Source organism: Streptomyces sp. ISL-87 (genome assembly GCF_018614095.1).
Lineage (GTDB): Bacteria > Actinomycetota > Actinomycetes > Streptomycetales > Streptomycetaceae > Streptomyces.
This window is the reverse complement of record NZ_JAGGOY010000011.1, coordinates 39,967-54,953: the sequence shown is the minus strand read 5'-3', so window position 1 is coordinate 54,953 and position 14,987 is coordinate 39,967. Positions and strand designations below refer to the sequence as shown.

General features: G+C 70.6%; 24 protein-coding genes. 1 reads left to right on the top strand and 23 read right to left on the bottom strand.

Annotated features, from left to right (window positions below; translation table 11 throughout):
• Positions 1-15 precede the first annotated feature (15 nt).
• The 13 genes from J7I97_RS03860 to J7I97_RS03800 form a co-directional block, all read right to left on the bottom strand.
• Positions 16-555: an SMI1/KNR4 family protein gene (locus J7I97_RS03860; RefSeq protein ID WP_285443893.1), complete on the bottom strand. Its 540-nt coding sequence runs from the start codon at positions 553-555 to the stop codon at positions 16-18.
• A gap of 427 nt (positions 556-982) precedes the next feature.
• The gene (locus J7I97_RS03855; protein WP_214930945.1) at positions 983-1,324 is read right to left on the bottom strand and encodes a hypothetical protein; all 342 of its coding nucleotides are present in this window, start codon (positions 1,322-1,324) and stop codon (positions 983-985) included.
• Between the two features lie 244 nt (positions 1,325-1,568).
• Positions 1,569-1,937, bottom strand: a complete 369-nt coding sequence (locus J7I97_RS03850) for a hypothetical protein (RefSeq protein WP_251058450.1) — start codon at positions 1,935-1,937, stop codon at positions 1,569-1,571.
• Positions 1,934-2,353 carry an RNase adapter RapZ gene (locus tag J7I97_RS03845; protein ID WP_214930944.1) on the bottom strand — a complete coding sequence of 140 codons (420 nt, stop codon included), beginning with the start codon at positions 2,351-2,353 and terminating at the stop codon, positions 1,934-1,936. Before J7I97_RS03845 ends, J7I97_RS03850 begins: the two co-directional genes overlap by 4 nt.
• 86 nt (positions 2,354-2,439) lie before the next feature.
• On the bottom strand, positions 2,440-2,613 hold the full coding sequence (locus J7I97_RS03840) for a hypothetical protein (protein WP_214930943.1): 174 nt from the start codon (positions 2,611-2,613) through the stop codon (positions 2,440-2,442).
• A complete protein-coding gene (locus J7I97_RS03835) occupies positions 2,613-3,083 on the bottom strand; it encodes a hypothetical protein (RefSeq protein WP_214930942.1) in 471 nt (156 codons plus the stop codon). The genes J7I97_RS03840 and J7I97_RS03835 overlap by 1 nt, the downstream gene beginning before the upstream one ends.
• Entirely contained in the window at positions 3,083-3,898 is an 816-nt protein-coding gene (locus tag J7I97_RS03830) for an Lsr2 family protein (RefSeq protein ID WP_214930941.1), read from the bottom strand. The genes J7I97_RS03835 and J7I97_RS03830 overlap by 1 nt, the downstream gene beginning before the upstream one ends.
• Positions 3,899-3,909: 11 nt before the next feature.
• Entirely contained in the window at positions 3,910-4,086 is a 177-nt protein-coding gene (locus J7I97_RS03825; RefSeq protein ID WP_214930940.1) for a hypothetical protein, read from the bottom strand.
• Between the two features lie 40 nt (positions 4,087-4,126).
• Entirely contained in the window at positions 4,127-4,801 is a 675-nt protein-coding gene (locus J7I97_RS03820) for a GGDEF domain-containing protein (RefSeq protein WP_214930939.1), read from the bottom strand.
• 91 nt (positions 4,802-4,892) lie between these two features.
• On the bottom strand, positions 4,893-5,189 hold the full coding sequence (locus J7I97_RS03815) for a hypothetical protein (RefSeq protein ID WP_374195433.1): 297 nt from the start codon (positions 5,187-5,189) through the stop codon (positions 4,893-4,895).
• A gap of 99 nt (positions 5,190-5,288) precedes the next feature.
• On the bottom strand, positions 5,289-5,591 hold the full coding sequence (locus J7I97_RS03810) for a hypothetical protein (protein WP_214930937.1): 303 nt from the start codon (positions 5,589-5,591) through the stop codon (positions 5,289-5,291).
• A gap of 36 nt (positions 5,592-5,627) precedes the next feature.
• Positions 5,628-5,837, bottom strand: coding sequence for a hypothetical protein (locus J7I97_RS03805; protein WP_214930936.1), 210 nt, complete (start codon positions 5,835-5,837; stop codon positions 5,628-5,630).
• The gene (locus J7I97_RS03800; protein WP_215076788.1) at positions 5,834-6,286 is read right to left on the bottom strand and encodes an ATP-binding protein; all 453 of its coding nucleotides are present in this window, start codon (positions 6,284-6,286) and stop codon (positions 5,834-5,836) included. The genes J7I97_RS03805 and J7I97_RS03800 overlap by 4 nt, the downstream gene beginning before the upstream one ends.
• 132 nt (positions 6,287-6,418) lie before the next feature.
• Between J7I97_RS03800 and J7I97_RS03795 the strand changes: the two genes are divergently transcribed.
• Positions 6,419-7,702 carry a hypothetical protein gene (locus J7I97_RS03795; RefSeq protein WP_214930934.1) on the top strand — a complete coding sequence of 428 codons (1,284 nt, stop codon included), beginning with the start codon at positions 6,419-6,421 and terminating at the stop codon, positions 7,700-7,702.
• Positions 7,703-7,907: 205 nt separating this feature from the next.
• Here J7I97_RS03795 and J7I97_RS03790 read toward each other — a convergent pair whose 3' ends face one another.
• From J7I97_RS03790 to J7I97_RS03745, 10 genes are all read right to left on the bottom strand, one after another.
• Entirely contained in the window at positions 7,908-8,585 is a 678-nt protein-coding gene (locus J7I97_RS03790; protein ID WP_214930933.1) for a hypothetical protein, read from the bottom strand.
• Positions 8,586-8,681: 96 nt separating this feature from the next.
• Complete coding sequence (locus J7I97_RS03785) at positions 8,682-9,062, bottom strand: hypothetical protein (RefSeq protein ID WP_214930932.1); 381 nt, start codon at positions 9,060-9,062, stop codon at positions 8,682-8,684.
• Positions 9,063-9,169: 107 nt separating this feature from the next.
• On the bottom strand, positions 9,170-9,829 hold the full coding sequence (locus J7I97_RS03780) for a hypothetical protein (RefSeq protein WP_251058449.1): 660 nt from the start codon (positions 9,827-9,829) through the stop codon (positions 9,170-9,172).
• Positions 9,826-10,308, bottom strand: a complete 483-nt coding sequence (locus J7I97_RS03775; RefSeq protein ID WP_214930931.1) for a Pycsar system effector family protein — start codon at positions 10,306-10,308, stop codon at positions 9,826-9,828. The genes J7I97_RS03780 and J7I97_RS03775 overlap by 4 nt, the downstream gene beginning before the upstream one ends.
• Before the next feature lie 93 nt (positions 10,309-10,401).
• Entirely contained in the window at positions 10,402-10,788 is a 387-nt protein-coding gene (locus tag J7I97_RS03770; RefSeq protein ID WP_214930930.1) for a hypothetical protein, read from the bottom strand.
• Between the two features lie 112 nt (positions 10,789-10,900).
• A complete protein-coding gene (locus J7I97_RS03765; RefSeq protein WP_308369314.1) occupies positions 10,901-11,353 on the bottom strand; it encodes an RRQRL motif-containing zinc-binding protein in 453 nt (150 codons plus the stop codon).
• Between the two features lie 260 nt (positions 11,354-11,613).
• Complete coding sequence (locus J7I97_RS03760) at positions 11,614-11,955, bottom strand: hypothetical protein (RefSeq protein ID WP_214930929.1); 342 nt, start codon at positions 11,953-11,955, stop codon at positions 11,614-11,616.
• 217 nt (positions 11,956-12,172) lie between these two features.
• Complete coding sequence (locus tag J7I97_RS03755) at positions 12,173-12,337, bottom strand: hypothetical protein (protein ID WP_214930928.1); 165 nt, start codon at positions 12,335-12,337, stop codon at positions 12,173-12,175.
• A gap of 17 nt (positions 12,338-12,354) precedes the next feature.
• Positions 12,355-12,813, bottom strand: a complete 459-nt coding sequence (locus tag J7I97_RS03750) for a hypothetical protein (RefSeq protein WP_251058448.1) — start codon at positions 12,811-12,813, stop codon at positions 12,355-12,357.
• Positions 12,810-14,987, bottom strand: a complete 2,178-nt coding sequence (locus J7I97_RS03745) for a type IV secretory system conjugative DNA transfer family protein (protein ID WP_214930926.1) — start codon at positions 14,985-14,987, stop codon at positions 12,810-12,812. Before J7I97_RS03745 ends, J7I97_RS03750 begins: the two co-directional genes overlap by 4 nt.

The following is a 14,987-nucleotide window of genomic DNA, read 5'->3' as shown; positions in this document are numbered from 1 at the left end:
CAGTTGGGAACCGTCTCACGACCAGACAAGTCGACCTTCGGTGAACCGACAGACCGGGGAGCTTCCGTCGGCGATCCTCGTCAGCGTCTCCGCTACGGAGTCGAAACACTGGGCCATCGATTCGTACTCGCCCGTGACCGTGACCTCACCCACGAACCAGCGGCCGACGCGCCCGTCCCGCACATCGATGAACTTTCCCCTCCAGCCGTCCTGATCCGACAGGAACGGGATCCACTCGTTACGCCAGAACGGATTGTCCGGCTGGTCCGGAGGGTCGAATCCACATGACATAAAGCGGTTCGCGTAGAGCTTCTCCATCGCCCGGATGCCCAGAAAGAAGCTTCCCTCGTCGGGGAACCCATCGAAGCCGCAGCATGCCACTTCGTCGTCGACGTCTTCCTCAGGCAGATCCAGATTGTTCTGCAACAGCCACGTCCGCAGGTCCCCATGCAGGGAGATCCCCATCCGTTCCTCGGCTGCCGCGAGCATCTGCTCCGTAGCGGGCCCTGGCAGATCCGCGTGATCGGCCGGCGCGTGCTCCCGAAGAAGACTCATCACACGCGACCAACTCTCAGCCACACTCATCGCCCTCTGCCCTCTGTCCTCTCTACAGGGATGTCTCCGTCCGACTACGCCACTGCGGAGGTTGGAAGTACCGGCCGGAGAACCTTGCAGGGATGGTACTTCGAGCATGCGTTCCATCCCTCCCCACGATCATCTTCCGCCCCGAAGCGCAGGGCCGGCCCCTCAGCGAAGTGACCGCCCGCGACTTTTCACAGACAACCCACCGTGCCCGGCTGGCCCCAGCCGAGGAACTTCCAGGACTCAAGCGAGGGCCACGGCGTCACCCTGGAGTGGCGAAGCTGAAAACGCTCAGTGAGCTTCTTCAGCGGCCACTCCAGGTGCGTCTCTGATCTGCGGTCGCGCTCAGCCTTCGCGGATCCGGCCGTCACCCGATCGTGGCCGTTCTGAAGAGACTCACTCACTTCGGCACCTCCGGCAGCGCCGGCACCGTCGAGATGGACTGGATGGTGGACTCCCACTCCCCGGTCCGCGTGTTCTTGAACCGAAGATGCAGCACCTCGAACTCGTCCGACACCCAGTCGAACTCGCCGACCTCGTCCTGATCGAAGATCTGGTGTTCCGCGAACAGCTTGGCGAGCTCGATGTCCGTGGACGCCTGCATGATGAACTTGCCGACCTTAACGACGTGCATCACCGGACGACCCTGCGCCTCCGCCTCCCGGACGCTCTCCCAGAACGGCTCGTACCTCCTGGCGGACTTGGTCCTCCCAACCCACTCGTCGCGCCTCATCTCGCTCACTTCGGCCCCTCCAGCTTGCTCGTCGTCACCGGCGTCCAGCTCTGCACATACTCCACCTTCGGCGCCTTCGCGACCGCCAGGCGGTTGGCCTCCTGCACGGACTCCGCTTTTGCCCAGCGTCATGCTGCACGCATCTAGGTTTGAGGAACATCAGAGGCAATCGGCAGCTTTGACCGACTTCAAGGATCCTCAGCGACACCCACACGCCCCGATGTACCGCCACTACGGACTGGTCACTGACCACCTATGCACAAGGGCCGGGGTGGCTGAGGATCACGGCGTGCGTGTGGACGGCGCGCGGGATGCGGGGGATGAGCTCTGCCGGGTCGTCGCCGGGGTAGAGGTGCAGGTTTCGCCAGCCGTGGACGCGGTCCATGTAGGCGGCCGCGGCCTCGATGACTTCGGACCACGGCTGGTGTCCGAGGGCCACGAAGGCGGCCGGGAAGACGCCCTCGTCGTCGTTCGACCCTCCGATGCCGGTGATGTGTACGCGGCCGTATTCGAGGAAGCCGTACGCCTTGGCGTCCTCGCCACTCCAGATCTGTTCGGCGGGAGGCATCGTGCCGTCGTCGGCCACGGTGGTCTCGATCTCGTACAGGGCCGTGGTGGTCATGCGCTCGTTCCGGTGCTGGGGCCGGACGTCTTGAGCACGCGCGGGAGATGGACGTGGAGGTGCTCGACTTCGACCTCGCGGCCGTGGCCGCGGAGTGCGCGGGCAAGCAGTTCGGTGAGACCGGATGCCCTGTGCCTGCCCCCTGGACAGCCGATCGCGATGCGGCGGGGGCCGGCGGGCAGGGTCGCGTAGTCGGCGAGGTTGGCGAAGAGCTCGCGGGCGCCGGGGGTGTTCAGGACGACGTCCTGGACGCGGGGGTGGTGGCCGTCGAGGTCGAGGATGTCGCGGGCGGCGGCCGGGTCGCGGAGCCGGTCGCGGACGTCCTCGATCCGGTCGGCGGCGGGTGGGACGGGGGAGCCGTCCGGGCCGGTGGGCAGGTGCAGGTAGCCGAACGAGATCAAACGGATCGGGTGCAACGAAATCTCCTGCAGGGTGAGTGGGTACGTGCGGGGCGCCGCGCCCGACCGGGAGAGGCCGGGCGCGGCCATGCGGGGTGGTGCTACTAGGTGGTGGTGTCGGTGACCACGAGGAACTGGTCGCTGCCGAGGTCCATCACGACCTGGGCGTCAATGCCCTGGGCGTGCTGGGCGGCGGCGTCGGCGGCCCAGGAGCCACGGGGGTGGCCAGCGGGGAACCGCTCCAGGACGATGCGGGCCTGCGGGGCGGTCGTCGCCATCAGGCGTCACCGCCGTTTACGCGCTCGTGGATGTCGATCAGGGTGGTGATGGTGTCGGGGTTGTCCGCCATGCCGACCCACTGTCCTTGCGCGGTGAAGACGGGCACCGTGTCGGTGTCGGCGTCGAACACCACGACGTAGTCGCCGTACCGGTCGAGGACCATCTCCCGCAGCGCCCGTGCCGGTGCGGCGGCCAGGACGTCCAGGGCGTCGACGGTGAGCTGCGCGGTCTCGCCGGTGGTGGCGGGCCGAGCCAGGGTTCCGGAGACGTGCAGCAGGTCGCCGGGCTGTATCTCGGTGAGCAGCGCGTCCGCGATGCGGGACTTTCCGGTGGTGCAGGAGAACACGATGTCGTCTGCGGGGTCGTCGGTGGGGGAGGAGATCAGCTCGAAGTGGGCGGTGCCCGGCCGGGTACCGGGGGTGGGGACGGTGGAGAGGAAGCCGTCGACGGTGAGGGGCTTGGTGTCCATCAGCTCGCCTCCGCCAGGATGGTGGTGCGGTGGGCGGTGTCGTACGCGTCCAGGACGGCCTTGGCCGGGAGGCCCATGGCGGCGACCTGGTGGCCGTGGGCGCGCGCCCACGTCCGGATTGCGGCCAGCTGGTCCTTGCTGCGCTTGGTGCTGGTCGGCGCGGACGGTACGGCGGGCGCCAGGGGGCGGCCGCCGGCCTTCACGGTGCGCAGCGTCTCCTGGGCCTGTTCCAGTTCCGCCTTGAGCTTGGCGACGCGCTCTTCGGCCTGGCGCTGGGCGTCGTCGCTCTCGCGCCGCGCGGTGAGCTCGGCGAGGTCGCTGCGGATGCGGGCGACCTTGTTGCGGATGACGGCGGCCGGGTGGTCCTTCGCCCAGGAGAGCAGGGCCTCGATCCCGGTCCTGTCCACCGGCTTGTCGGCCGCGGGGCTGGCCGTCTGCGGGGCGTTGGTGGCGGTGTCCGGCGTGTGGTTGTGCTGGAGGGCTTCGGCCAGTTCGCTCTCCGACAGGCCGAGGGTCTCGCGGACGTGGGCGGGGCTGTCGCCGTTCTTCAGCATGGAGATGGCGGTGGCGGTGAAGGCGTTGACGGGCATCGGAACTCCGGTCGTCGGATCGTCGGTGGCGGTGAGGTGGGGGAGCAGGCGCACGAGGTCGTCTTCGGCGCAGGGCAGGCCGAGCGCGCCCAGCAGGTCGGCGAGGTCGTCCTTGTCGTGGGCCTGGTGGGCGACCACCCGGGAGGCGGCGGCGCTCTGGGTACTGCCGAGCGGGGTGAGTTCGAGGGCCTCCGCTTCGAGGGCCTCTTTCATGTCGGTGAACACACACGGCTCCTCTACGCGGCGGTGGAGCGGGGCTTGCGCTGGGCGAGCACCAGGAGCTCGCAGTTGCGCTTCTTCTGGGCGTCGGTGAGGGGCCGGGCCTGCACGCCGCCGTGGCGGTGCCAGAGCGGGGAGGCCGGCGGCTCGGGGTAGGCGAGAGCGTGGCCGACGTCGCGGTCGGTGCTGCTCATGAGGGCCTCCGAGGGGAGCCCTCGGGCAGGGTCGCGGTGCTCATGCTGCTCGCCCCCACACGGCTGTCCCCGGCCTGCCCGCCCGGCGCCCGTTGATGGACGGCACCGTGGCGTGCCGCCTGGTCGCGAGGATCGCCCGGCCGGAGTGCTTGCCGTCGTAGAGGGCGGCGTCGGCGGCCCGCTGCAACAGGCTCAGGTCGTGGGAGCCGACCGCGTGCGGGGTTGCAGCGCCGATCGAGGCGCCAACATCGACGGTGCGGCCGTCGTCCAGGACGACCGGGGTGTGCAGCGTGCGGACCAGCTGCGCGAGGTGCTGCTCCAGGCGCCCGGCTGGCAGCTGGACGACGACGGCGAACTCGTCGCCTCCGAGCCGGCCGACGGCTGCGCACGGGCCCGCCCAGGCGGTGAGCCGGGCGGCGGTCTCCGCCAGGACGGCGTCCCCGGCCGCGTGGCCCATCGTGTCGTTCACGGCCTTGAAGTGGTCCTGGTCGACCAGGACCACGGCCACGTCGTCGTGCCGGGCCAGGAGTCGGCGGGCGCGGGCGGTGTAGGAGTCGCGGCGCAGCAGGCCGGTCAGCGGATCGCGGCGGGTTGCGGCGAGCTGTTTGTGCAGCGCGACCGCGTGGACCGCCCAGCCGGTCAACGGCACGACGGCGGTCGTCAGTAAGAGGGCGCGCTGGCCGATCCGGCCCTGAACGCGCAGGAGGAACGACATACTTGGGGTCTCCGTCTCGTCTCGTACGGGATGGATGGGCCCGGGACAGGCGTCTGGATTGGACACCGTGTGCGTCTGTCCCGGGGCAGAGCTACAGCTCGAAGGCGCTGGAGTTGGTCCAGCTGTACGGGCTCTTCCAGGGGCCGGCCTTCGCCGCGGGCCAGTCGAGCTCCCAGCCGGGCCGGTAGCCGCAGGCACCCCAGCCGTCCGGCCGCCCGTGGGGAATCTCCAGCCCGGCCTCCCTCGCGGCGCGCGCCACGTCGTAGACCTCGTGCGCGGCCTGGACGGCGGCGTTCTCGTTGTCGGCCCGGCCGGTGAAGACGTGCACGCCGCGCAGGCCGGGTGTCTCGGTGCTGTGTATGGGGACGTCAACCTCGAAGTACTTCATGACGCCCATCTCCCTTCTGCTGTGAGGGGCCACCGCGACCGCCCCGGCACCCGGCGGTCCGGGGTCGGGGCGGCACGGAGGGCTCTCAGAGCGGGGAGATCAGCTGGCGGTCTCAATGGCGTCCCGCAGGTGCGTGCGCGCCTTGGCCAGCAGCACCTTCTTGTCGGCCGGGTCGCTCTCCAGGGCGTCGGTCAGGTAGGTGACGGCGGCGTCCAGATCCTCGCTGGCGTCGGTCAGGTTGCCGAGGCTGGAGCTGGCGAGGATGTCGCGGGTGCGCTCGACCAGGTCGATGAAGTCGGTCGCGGACGGAGTGCGCGGCGTCGTCTCCTCCAGGAGGTGAGCGAGGTCCGAGACGAAGCAGCTGATGAGGGCGGGGAAGGTGTCGACGGTCTGGACGGGCATGGAGTTCTCCTCTTGGTGTGGGTGGTCCGCGGCCGGTCAGAACTCGAGCTGGATGGTGATGCGGGTGCGGCGGTCGCCGTAGTCGCGGCGGGCGTCGTGGACGGTGCGGCGGTGCGCGGCCAGGCCGGCGGCGCCGCCCTGGATAGGCAGGCAACATTCGTCGCAGCCGTGCACCCACTCGTCACCTGCGGAAAGCTCCACCGGGGTGAGCAGGTGGGGGTGCGTGCCGGGGGCCGCCCGACTCATTGCGGAGCTCCGGTCGGGCCGAGGTCGGAGATCCGGTGCACCGCGGTGAAGCCCTCGTCGTACAGGCGGGCCGGGGTGGGGAGCAGCTGGTGGTGCTCGCGCACGATGCGTACGGGCACCGCACGGTCGCGGCCCGCGTTCTGCGCCTCGACCGTGGCCAGCGGTACGTCGAACAGGACCGCCACGATCGGGCGCTGCCAGGACCGGGCGCGGGCGAGCAGCCCGTTCCTGACGTGTACGTGCACGTTGGTGGAGTCCACGATCGTGGTGAGCCCGCGGGCGAGGCGAGCGTCCAGGAGGAGGTTCTGGATCTCCACGGCGACGGGGGTGGCGGACTGGTCGGTCTCGGAGTCGGTGGCCAGGCGGCGGTAGAGGTCCAGGGAGACGCGCCAGGTGTCGGGGTAGCGGGCGGCGAAGGTGGACTTGCCGGAGCCCGGCGGCCCCACCATCACGCACACAGCGCCGAACCCCGGGGAAGTGGTGTCACACCCATCATGACAGGTCAGAGGGTGTTTTCGTAGGACGAACGGCACAGGTGACCGGCCTTGTTCGGCCTCTCAGGGGCACCCAGAATCTCCGTTATGAATCACTCGGGGAAGGTCGATCAGGACGACATCGTGCGGGCGCGGAATGTGCTGCTCGCGTCGGGACACCGCACGCCGCGCGAGGAAGTCGACGCCTACCGGGTGCTCGCCCAGGTCAGCCCCGCCTCGTACTTGCCGCTCCTGGCCAGGGCGCTGCAACGTCTGAGTTACGACACCAGCACCGGTAAGAAGCATGTAGCCAGTCTCGCGCTGTGCGAGGAGGCGGTGGCCGTGGCGCGGTCCATCGATCCGACCGAACCTTCCCGTGCAGATGCTCTGTACAGGGCCCTCGACAGCTGCCAAAGCGAGCTGTACGGCCTGGGTCGACGTGCCGAAGGGCTCGCCATGCGCGCCGAGATGCTCGACATTGGCCGTGCTCAGGCCGAACTCTCCGGAGACCCCGTGGTCAAGGGGCTGCACGAGTGGGCTGCCGGTCTTTCCGAGGCAGGCCGATACGCCGAGGCTGCCGATGCCATGACCGAGTTGGTCGCGGCGATCCTGCCCAACGGGCCCGGCAGTGGGGGTCTCGCCTGGACACTCATGGAGTGGATCGCCGCTCTCCATGACGCCGGCCGGTCCGGCGAAACACTCGCCGCCTTCGAGACACTCGTCAGCATGGAAGCTGACGAAGCCGCGAACGACCGCGGCTCGATGGCCTGCCATCTCTACTCGCTCATCGGGTACGCGCTCATGCTCGATACCTACGGCCGAGGGGAGCAGGCGGCCCTCGTACGGCAAGAGGCACTCGCCTTGCTGACGGAGTTGGCCGATACCGGTGAGCGGAAGTCCTGGAGTGGCTATCAGGCGACGTTCTGGGCCGTGCAGCTGTCCTTTTCCGGCGCCGAAAGCGATCGGCCTGCGCCCGATGGACCGCGTCCGCCTTCAGGGGCGGCGCCCATGCCGTGGTCGCCCGTTGGCAAGCGGCGCTACTTCGACAGCCGTCATGCCCTCCGTGAAGAGGCGGACGCCATGGCTCCACGAGCCGCCGAGGATCCGGACCAGCACCTGGCCGAACTGGTTCGGCTGCACCGGGCCCTGACCGTCCGCTCCGCCGTCTACTGGGAGCACCGCACCCATCTGTTCCCGGAGCAAGTGCGCTCCCTGTTCGACGACGGAGTGAACCTGGCCCGCCGACTGGCTCAGCACGACCCGGCAGAGGGAACGCGAACACTGGCCAGAATCCTGATCGACCGATCGACCTTCCACACCGCCGCGCGCGAGTTCAGGCCCGCCCTCGATGACTTCCGCCAAGCCCTCAGCTACCTGGGGGAGGCCAACTAACCCGAGCCGGCCAAAGTCCGCCCCAGGACTCGTACACACGAGCAGCTCGCGCCAGGCTGCGGAAGATCGGCCATTCCGCAACTTCCGATAGCCCGGGTTACCAGAGGTTCAGCAGGTCCGGGATCACGGGGCCTCCTTGCAGGGCGGAGCTGACGGGGCACCGCGCCGCCCCGGCCGCGAAGGCCGGGGCGGAACGGGCAGTCCGTCAGACCGTGTGGACGCCGGTGAGGTCGTCGTCCAGGACCTCAGCCACGTCGCTGTAGGCGGTCGCCGGGACGGCGGGGAGGCCGGCGGCGCGGGCGGCGAGGTGGTGGCGGATCTGCTCCATGCCGGTGATGGCCACCGGCTGCTCGCCGTCGCCGGTCAGCAGCGTGAAGTGGTGCTCGCGGCCGTACTTGCCCATCTCAGCGCGGTGGTGGAGCCAGACGCCGGGGGCGAGGTAGAAGGACGCCTCGCCGTCCTCGTAGCCGCGCCACCGGTCCTCGTCACGCAGGAAGTTCTCGCCCTGGTCGATGCGGAAGGCAGCACCGGCGGCGCGGTGTGCGGCGTCGGCCTCGGTCGCCGTGGCGACCTGGGCGAGGGCCTCGTCCAGGGTGTTGGCCGGGGCCGGGGCCGATGCGCGGGTGGAGCTGAGCGGGGTGCGCCGCATCAGCCGGCGCATCGGGGCGAGGACGAGTTCGGCGAGTCCGTCGATGGCGACGGCGCCGACGACGGCGACCGCGCCGACGAACGCGATGCGGGCTCCGTCGGACCAGTCGGCGGGGGCGAGCTGGTAGCCGAGGTAGGCACCAGCGGCACCGCCGATCAGCGCGGACGCCATGCTCGCGCCTTCGATCATCGAGTTGGCGACGGTGTTGGCCGTCTGGCGCAGGGTTGCGGTCATGATGTTGGGGCTCCTTCTTCTGTCAGTGCGCTCTGGGAGGGGAGGGGGCGTTGCTCCGGGGCGGCCGGGTTCGATGCCTGCGGCCGCCCCGGGCGTTCAGCTGGCCGCGTGGAGAGCGGCGGTGGTGCGGACGGTGTCCGCGAGCAGCACGGTCAGCTCGTGGCCGTGGTCGACGGCGTCCTCCAGGCGCTCGATGAGCTCCGGGGGCAGGCCGCGGTTGCGGGCGCCGGTCAGGACGCCCTCGAGGTAGAGGACGTCGGCCAGGACGCGGCCGCGGACGTCCAGGACGCCGGGCTGCACGGCGAGGACGTCGGTGTTCTTGGCGGTGGCCAGGGCCGCGTGGTCGGCGGCCTCGGTGTATGCGGTCTCGGTCTGCTCGGTCAGCAGCGCGTCGACCTGGGTGGTGTCGCCGTAGGCGCGGCGCCAGCCGAAGCGGGCGGCGGCGGCGTCCATGAGGGAGCGGCGGGCGAGGGACACGGTGACCTCCGGGGAGGGCCGGTCGCCTGGTCTCGGCTGACCGGGCGGACACCGCCCGGCCCCGGCCGCCGACGCGCGGCGGGCGGGACCGTACGGAGAGCGGCCGGTCAGCTCTCGGGGAGCTTCTGCAGGTAGAACTCCGTGCCCCACTTGTAGACCGAGACCTTCAGGACCTCGGGTTCGTCGTGGGCCAGACGCTCCAGCTCGCTCACGAGCCACTCGTTGGTCCGCTGGAGGGCCAGGCGGTGGGTGTCGAGGTGGTACAGGCACAGGCGCAGGCCCTCGTCCCGGCAGCGCAGGCCGCGCACGATGGTGCGCAGCAGGTCGCGGGCGGCCTCGTCGTCGCGGCGGGCGGGGATTTCGCGGGGCAGCGCCCGGCAGTCGGCCGCGTGGGCGTTGGCGAGTTCGGCCGCCTGCTCCAGGGTGAGTGGGCTGATGTGGCGCTTCCGGTACGCGGTCGCCTGGTAGTGGCAGCCGAGGCATGACACCACGTGGTAGCCGCTGGCAAGGAAGACGAGCACGACCGCGTGGCCGAGGTTGTAGTACCGCTCGACGACGGTGACGCCCTCGGGCTTCCAGGTCTCGCCGATCTCCGGCCACGGCTCGGGGGCCGGCGCTTCGACGGGCTCGGGACGGCGGGCGAACAGGGTGAGGGCCATGGGGTACTGCTCCTTGTCGGTGCCGGGACGGGCGGGGTGGGTGTGCCGGGCGGCGACGGCGGCCACGGCGGTGAGGACCAGGGTGAGCGCGTACGGCCAGCTGCTCATCCGGTGACCGCGAGGACGGCGGCGACCAGGAGCAGGGCGAGCGCGGTGAGGATCGTGTCGACTGCGAGGGCGAGGCGCGCGTACTTGGCAACTGCGATGGTGGCCAGGGCCTTGATGCGGGCGGCGCGGGTGTCGGTGTCCGTGGAGGCCCGGATGGCGTCCGCGTCCAGCCGCGCCCAGTGCGGGAACGACCCGGGGGCCGGGGTGCGGCCTCCGAGGTTGGGCCGGACGACCAGGAGCAGCAGCACGGCGGCGGTCGCGAGCGCGAGGCCGGCGGCGCCGCCGATGAGCTGGGCGGGCAGTGGCAGCTTCTTGTCGGCGAGGCTGGCGAGTCCGGCGAGGACCGCGCCGTCGAAGGCCAGTAACAGCGATGCCTTGCTGTCGGTGCGGGCGATCTCGCTGGTGACCGTGGTGCAGGCAGCGTCCAGGTTCTTGCCCGGCTCGCTGGTGAGCGGTGCGGTGTCGGTGCCGAGGGTCATGTCGGGTTCCCTTCCGGCCGGGCTGTCCGGCTCCCCGCCGCCCTGCCCGAGCCGGTGGCGGCGCGGGCAGGAGGAGGCAGTCGGCAGACCAGATCAGCGGACCCAGCGGCCGTCCCGGATGGCGACGGTGCCGTCCTTGAGGGTGAGGTCCGTGATGAAGCACAACAGCGTGGTGCCGTCCAGGGCGCGCCGGGTGTAGTCGGTCGCCCATACGTCCTCGCCGTCCCGGTTGCCGAAGAGGTAGACGCGGGTGGTGAAGGCCGGCTCCAGTGCCGCCGCTGCGTTCTCGGCCCGGGACTGGTCGGGCAGGACGATCGTGCCGCAGGAGTCGTTGAAGCCGATCAGGAACAGGTCGCGGACCTCGAAGCCGCGTACGTCCAGCACGCTCAGGACCGGTTCCATGGAGCCGTGGGTGTAGACGCCGTCCGGGTGGGTCTTCACCCAGCGGCTCTCGCCGAACTGGCTCATGTCGTACGCCATCGTGCACTCCGTTCGTCGGGGGTTCGCCTGGCCGGGCTGTCCGGCTCCCCGTCACCGCCCGGCCCGCGCGGTGGCGGGGCGGGCGGATCAGGCAGCCGTCAGGGGTGAACGGTCAGGCGGCGGCCAGGTGGCCGACGCTGTGGTGCAGGTAGTTGTCGGGCGCGGCCGGGGTGCCGTCGTAGCACTCCAGGCACGAGCCGAGGGTGCGTAAAGGAAGGCAGTGGTAGTAGCGCCGCGAGCACTTCGGGCAGGTCTGGCGGGCGGCCATCGCCTTGTCGAGCGCGACTTCCATGGCGAAGGTCATCGGCCGAATCGGCTTGGCCTTCTTGATCTCGTACAGGAAGGCCATGCGCTTGCCGCCCCGGCACTCGATGACCGCGACCGGGTCCTGGCCGCCGGGTCGTAAGCGCCGCTCCCGTAGTTGCCGCCTGGTCGCGAGCCCCTTGGGGGCCTGCCTCCAGCGGTGTACGGGGATCGTCGTCTCGGGTTCGGCAGGCGCGTAGGGGTCGACGTCGACCAGGTCCTGGCCGTCCATCACCGGCTCCAGGTACCAGGTAGGCGGCACTGGGACAGCGGGTAACGGGAGCCGGGGATGGTCGGACGCGGGCGGCCGATCCTGCCGCGCGACCGGGGGATGAGCACGATGAACCCTCCAAGTCGAAGCAGTGGCTGGGCACGTACAGGGGCGCCCGCCGTCCCCAGGTCGGGGTGGCGGGCGCGGGGGTTGTGTCGAGGCCGGTCGGCCTGCCCGGGTCACCGGGACCGGCCGCCCCGGTGCGGGACGGCGGCGGTGCCGGTGGCCAGGCGGAGCGACCGGAGCTTTGGTCAGCGGCTGAGTGCGGCGGAGAGGACGGCGAGGACGAGGGCGGCCGCGGCGGCGATGGTGAGGGTGGCTGCAGCGGAGGCTCCCAGCGGGCGCCCCGTGCCCTTGGGGTCGCGCAGATCGGCGAGGTTGTCGGCGATCCGCGAGTGCAGGGCCGTAAGCGGGCCCAGGGAGGCGTACCAGCGGCCGAGTCTGTCTATCTCGCCGGCGCTCTCGCCGTCGGGGAAGTGGCCGCCGTGGAGGGCCTGGCGGTGGGCCACGGCCTCGGCGGCGACTTCGTCGAGGTGATGGACCGTCGGGGAAGTGGTCGAACAGACGGGGCACCTGTAACGGTAGCGATGCACGGGTCTTGGTCTCCTGTTGGTTGGGGCGAATCTGGGCAGGACAGTGCGACGCCCCGCCGGGAAGGGTTCTCCGGGCGGGGCGCGGGGCTGGGCTATGCGGGTTGGGGCGTCTGCGGCCTTCGGCCGACATCTCCGAAAGGGGCTTGTGGCTGAGGTTGGTGAGGACGCGGATCTCGTCCTCACCAATCTCCAGGCCGGGCGGCCTGGGGCGGGCTGCTCAGTTGCTGATCTGCCTGCGCACGTCGGCGACCAGGCGGAGGATTTCGTGCGCCATGTCGCTGATCGTCTGGAGCTGCTGTTCCACGTCTGCCTGGTTCGGCCCGGTGAAGGAGAACGACCGGTCGTCGTTGTTCGGCTTGGGGTCGGTGAACGAGAACGACACGGGCAGCTCCAGCCGGTTCAGATGTTCATGTGGTGTGCGCGCCGGATGGCGGCCTCCCACACGCTACGCACCTGCGCTCCGGTGTGGGAGTCGTTCCAGGAGGGGATCGACTCCCAGCGCTTGCCGTGCTGGCGGCGGGCCTCGTCCAGGAGGAGATTCCCGGCGTCGCAGTAGGCGGCGTTGCGGGCGCCGGCCGCAGCGCGCAGCGCGCCGATGGAGCAGCGTGCACCGTCGGGGTGGATCAGGCGGTGCTTGGCCCAGCCGTGGGTGTCGAGGAAGGTGAGGGCGTCGGTGAGGGTCTTCTCGACGGCGCCGGTCAGGCGTACCGGCGGGGCGGCGGGGGTGAAGGGGCCCGGTGCGGGAGCGGCGGGAGCCGCGGGGGCGATGGGTTCCGGGGTGGGGTCGAGGAGTTGGAACGCCTTCGCGTACAAGTCGGGGTCGATGTGGGTGAAGTCGGCTTCGGTACGAGTGTTCATGCTGCCCTCCACAATCCGTTCTCGTTGGTGACCTCGTCCCGCTTCTTCAGCTCGGACAGGCGCGGCTTGATGTTCTTCGCGGACGTGCCCAGCTTCCGAGCGATCGTCTCGGCGGTCATGGGGATGGATTCATCCCGAAGGAGTTCGAGGATGCGCGGCTTGATCAGCTCCTGTCCGTCCGAGGGGCCGGCGGGGTCCGCCTGGGCCCGCTGCAGTCCGGCGGGCTGTCCCTGCTGGGCCGTGGGGGGTCCTTGCTGTGCTGCGGTGAGGAGGTCGGTGAGGCTGCCGATCAGGTTCTTGCCGCGCTGGTCGACCATCGGGGTCTGCGTGATCGCCTCCCGGTGACGCCAGGCTTCGCAGTCCTCGACCGCGACGGGCGGCATGTTCCCGGCGAGGGAGGCGGGCGGCACGTCCAGGTGCAGGGAGCGGAACTGGACGGCCTGCGATCCGGGGGTCAGGAGGTAGCCGAGGCCGAAGGTGGCGTCCTCCGGGCTGGCGGAGACCTCGGTATCCAGGCCGCTCATGTCCCGGTCGGCGACCTTGGCGTACTGGCCGGGCCACGACGAGGGGATCATCGACAGGTCCAGGCCCTCCGCCCCCTCGACCGCGTTCGCTCCGACCAGGGAGCCCTGGCCCTTAGCGCAGCGCAGGAACACCGCGCCGCCGCCGATCAGGAGCTGGGAGCGGATGATCGTGGAGTTGCCGAGGTCTTCGGCGAGCGGGGTCTGGGTGGCCAGGACCACGCCGATACCTCTCTTGAGGGATCGGCGGGTCAGCTGCTCGACGATCGCTTTGGCCTCGAGGTGGTACTGGGAGGAGGCCGACAGCAGCATGTGTGCTTCGTCGATGACGATCAGGATCAGCGGGTCGGTGAAGGGGAAGGCGGGGGAGCGGTAGCGGGCTTCGCGGTCGAGCATCATCGCGTAGGCCAGGCGCAGGGCGCCCATCGCTTCGTCCAGGCCGTCTCCGCAGTACGCGGCCAGGCCGGCTCCGGCGATGGTTCCGGCCTGGGGGGAGGCCAGGATCACGCCGATGCGCGAGCGGTGGGCGGAGAGCAGGATCTGTTCGAGGCATCCGGACTTTCCGGAGCGGGAGCCGCCGACGAGGTAGAGGTGGCGGGCGCCGGACCCGGGCTGGGCCAGGGGGACGAGGGCGGCTTGGGTGTCGATGTAGGTGCCCAGGCGGATGTATCCGCGCGAGTCCATGGACAGCTCGTCCACCACCTGGGAGAGCATCGTGCCGTGCATCAGCGCGTGTTCCTTCATCACGCGCACCCCCATCTGTGAGGGCTTGTCGGTGGGGGCGAGAGCGATCTGGATGCTCGACAGGTTGAGGTTGCCCGCGAGGTCCTGGATGTTGACGGTTCCGATCGCCTTGCGGTTGCGGGTGGCGATCCCTTCCCAGTCCAGGGGCCCGTCGTAGCGGGTGAGGGCCAGGGTGGTGCCGGGCATCGCGCCGTCCGGGATGCCGACGTGCGCGGCCCACACCTGCTCGGGAGTCGTGGGGGCGCCGGCCGCGATCTGCGGCTGCTCCGCCGGCTTCGTGAGGTGCACGGTGACGGGCAGCGCGTTCGGCGCGTAGTGCTTCGGGTCGCCCATGTCGACCTGGGAGACGGGGATCTGGTAGACGGAAGCGATGTCCGCGGCCTTCACACGGACCTGCTGGCCCTGGGGCAGCGTGATGATCCCGGTGAACGACACGTGGTCGTCCCCGACATCGAGGGCGAGGTGCGCGAGGACGGCCCCGGCCTGGATCAGCTTGCGGCCCTCGGTCTGGGTCGGACCGGAGATGAACTCCATCCACCAGGCCGTGATGACCTGCGCCTGCGAGCTCTGCCCCGCCGTGGCCGTGGCCGTGGTGGCGAGCTCCGGGAGGAGTTCGCCTGCGGTGTTGCGGTGGTGGGCCAGGGCGGCCGCTCCGGCCGGTACCGCGAGCCCGAGGGCGAACAGCGGGTTCATGCCGCTCGCCAGGACCTGGTGGGCGGCGATGCCGCAGCCGGTGGCGGTGATCCCGCAGGCGATCAGGGAGCGCAGGGCGGGGGCGGAGGCGTTGATGGCCCACGCCCCCGCTCCGGCCGCTCCGGCGGCGATAGCGGACCAGGGGCCGGCGGTGAGGGATGCCACCGCGAGAGCGGCGGGCGCGTACTGGATGAACTGTGCTCGGGTCGGCCCCAT

Coding starts and splice junctions, on each gene's coding strand:
- J7I97_RS03810 (WP_214930937.1), bottom strand. CDS start 5,591: ATGCCCGTCCAGACCGTCGACACCTTCCCCGCCCTCATCAGCTGCTTC.
- J7I97_RS03800 (WP_215076788.1), bottom strand. CDS start 6,286: ATGGTGGGGCCGCCGGGCTCCGGCAAGTCCACCTTCGCCGCCCGCTAC.
- J7I97_RS03805 (WP_214930936.1), bottom strand. CDS start 5,837: ATGAGTCGGGCGGCCCCCGGCACGCACCCCCACCTGCTCACCCCGGTG.
- J7I97_RS03780 (WP_251058449.1), bottom strand. CDS start 9,829: ATGAGCAGCTGGCCGTACGCGCTCACCCTGGTCCTCACCGCCGTGGCC.
- J7I97_RS03775 (WP_214930931.1), bottom strand. CDS start 10,308: ATGACCCTCGGCACCGACACCGCACCGCTCACCAGCGAGCCGGGCAAG.
- J7I97_RS03850 (WP_251058450.1), bottom strand. CDS start 1,937: ATGACCACCACGGCCCTGTACGAGATCGAGACCACCGTGGCCGACGAC.
- J7I97_RS03820 (WP_214930939.1), bottom strand. CDS start 4,801: ATGTCGTTCCTCCTGCGCGTTCAGGGCCGGATCGGCCAGCGCGCCCTC.
- J7I97_RS03860 (WP_285443893.1), bottom strand. CDS start 555: ATGAGTCTTCTTCGGGAGCACGCGCCGGCCGATCACGCGGATCTGCCA.
- J7I97_RS03835 (WP_214930942.1), bottom strand. CDS start 3,083: ATGGACACCAAGCCCCTCACCGTCGACGGCTTCCTCTCCACCGTCCCC.
- J7I97_RS03770 (WP_214930930.1), bottom strand. CDS start 10,788: ATGGCGTACGACATGAGCCAGTTCGGCGAGAGCCGCTGGGTGAAGACC.
- J7I97_RS03815 (WP_374195433.1), bottom strand. CDS start 5,189: ATGAAGTACTTCGAGGTTGACGTCCCCATACACAGCACCGAGACACCC.
- J7I97_RS03795 (WP_214930934.1), top strand. CDS start 6,419: ATGAATCACTCGGGGAAGGTCGATCAGGACGACATCGTGCGGGCGCGG.
- J7I97_RS03825 (WP_214930940.1), bottom strand. CDS start 4,086: ATGAGCAGCACCGACCGCGACGTCGGCCACGCTCTCGCCTACCCCGAG.
- J7I97_RS03790 (WP_214930933.1), bottom strand. CDS start 8,585: ATGACCGCAACCCTGCGCCAGACGGCCAACACCGTCGCCAACTCGATG.
- J7I97_RS03750 (WP_251058448.1), bottom strand. CDS start 12,813: ATGAACACTCGTACCGAAGCCGACTTCACCCACATCGACCCCGACTTG.
- J7I97_RS03745 (WP_214930926.1), bottom strand. CDS start 14,987: ATGGGGCCGACCCGAGCACAGTTCATCCAGTACGCGCCCGCCGCTCTC.
- J7I97_RS03840 (WP_214930943.1), bottom strand. CDS start 2,613: ATGGCGACGACCGCCCCGCAGGCCCGCATCGTCCTGGAGCGGTTCCCC.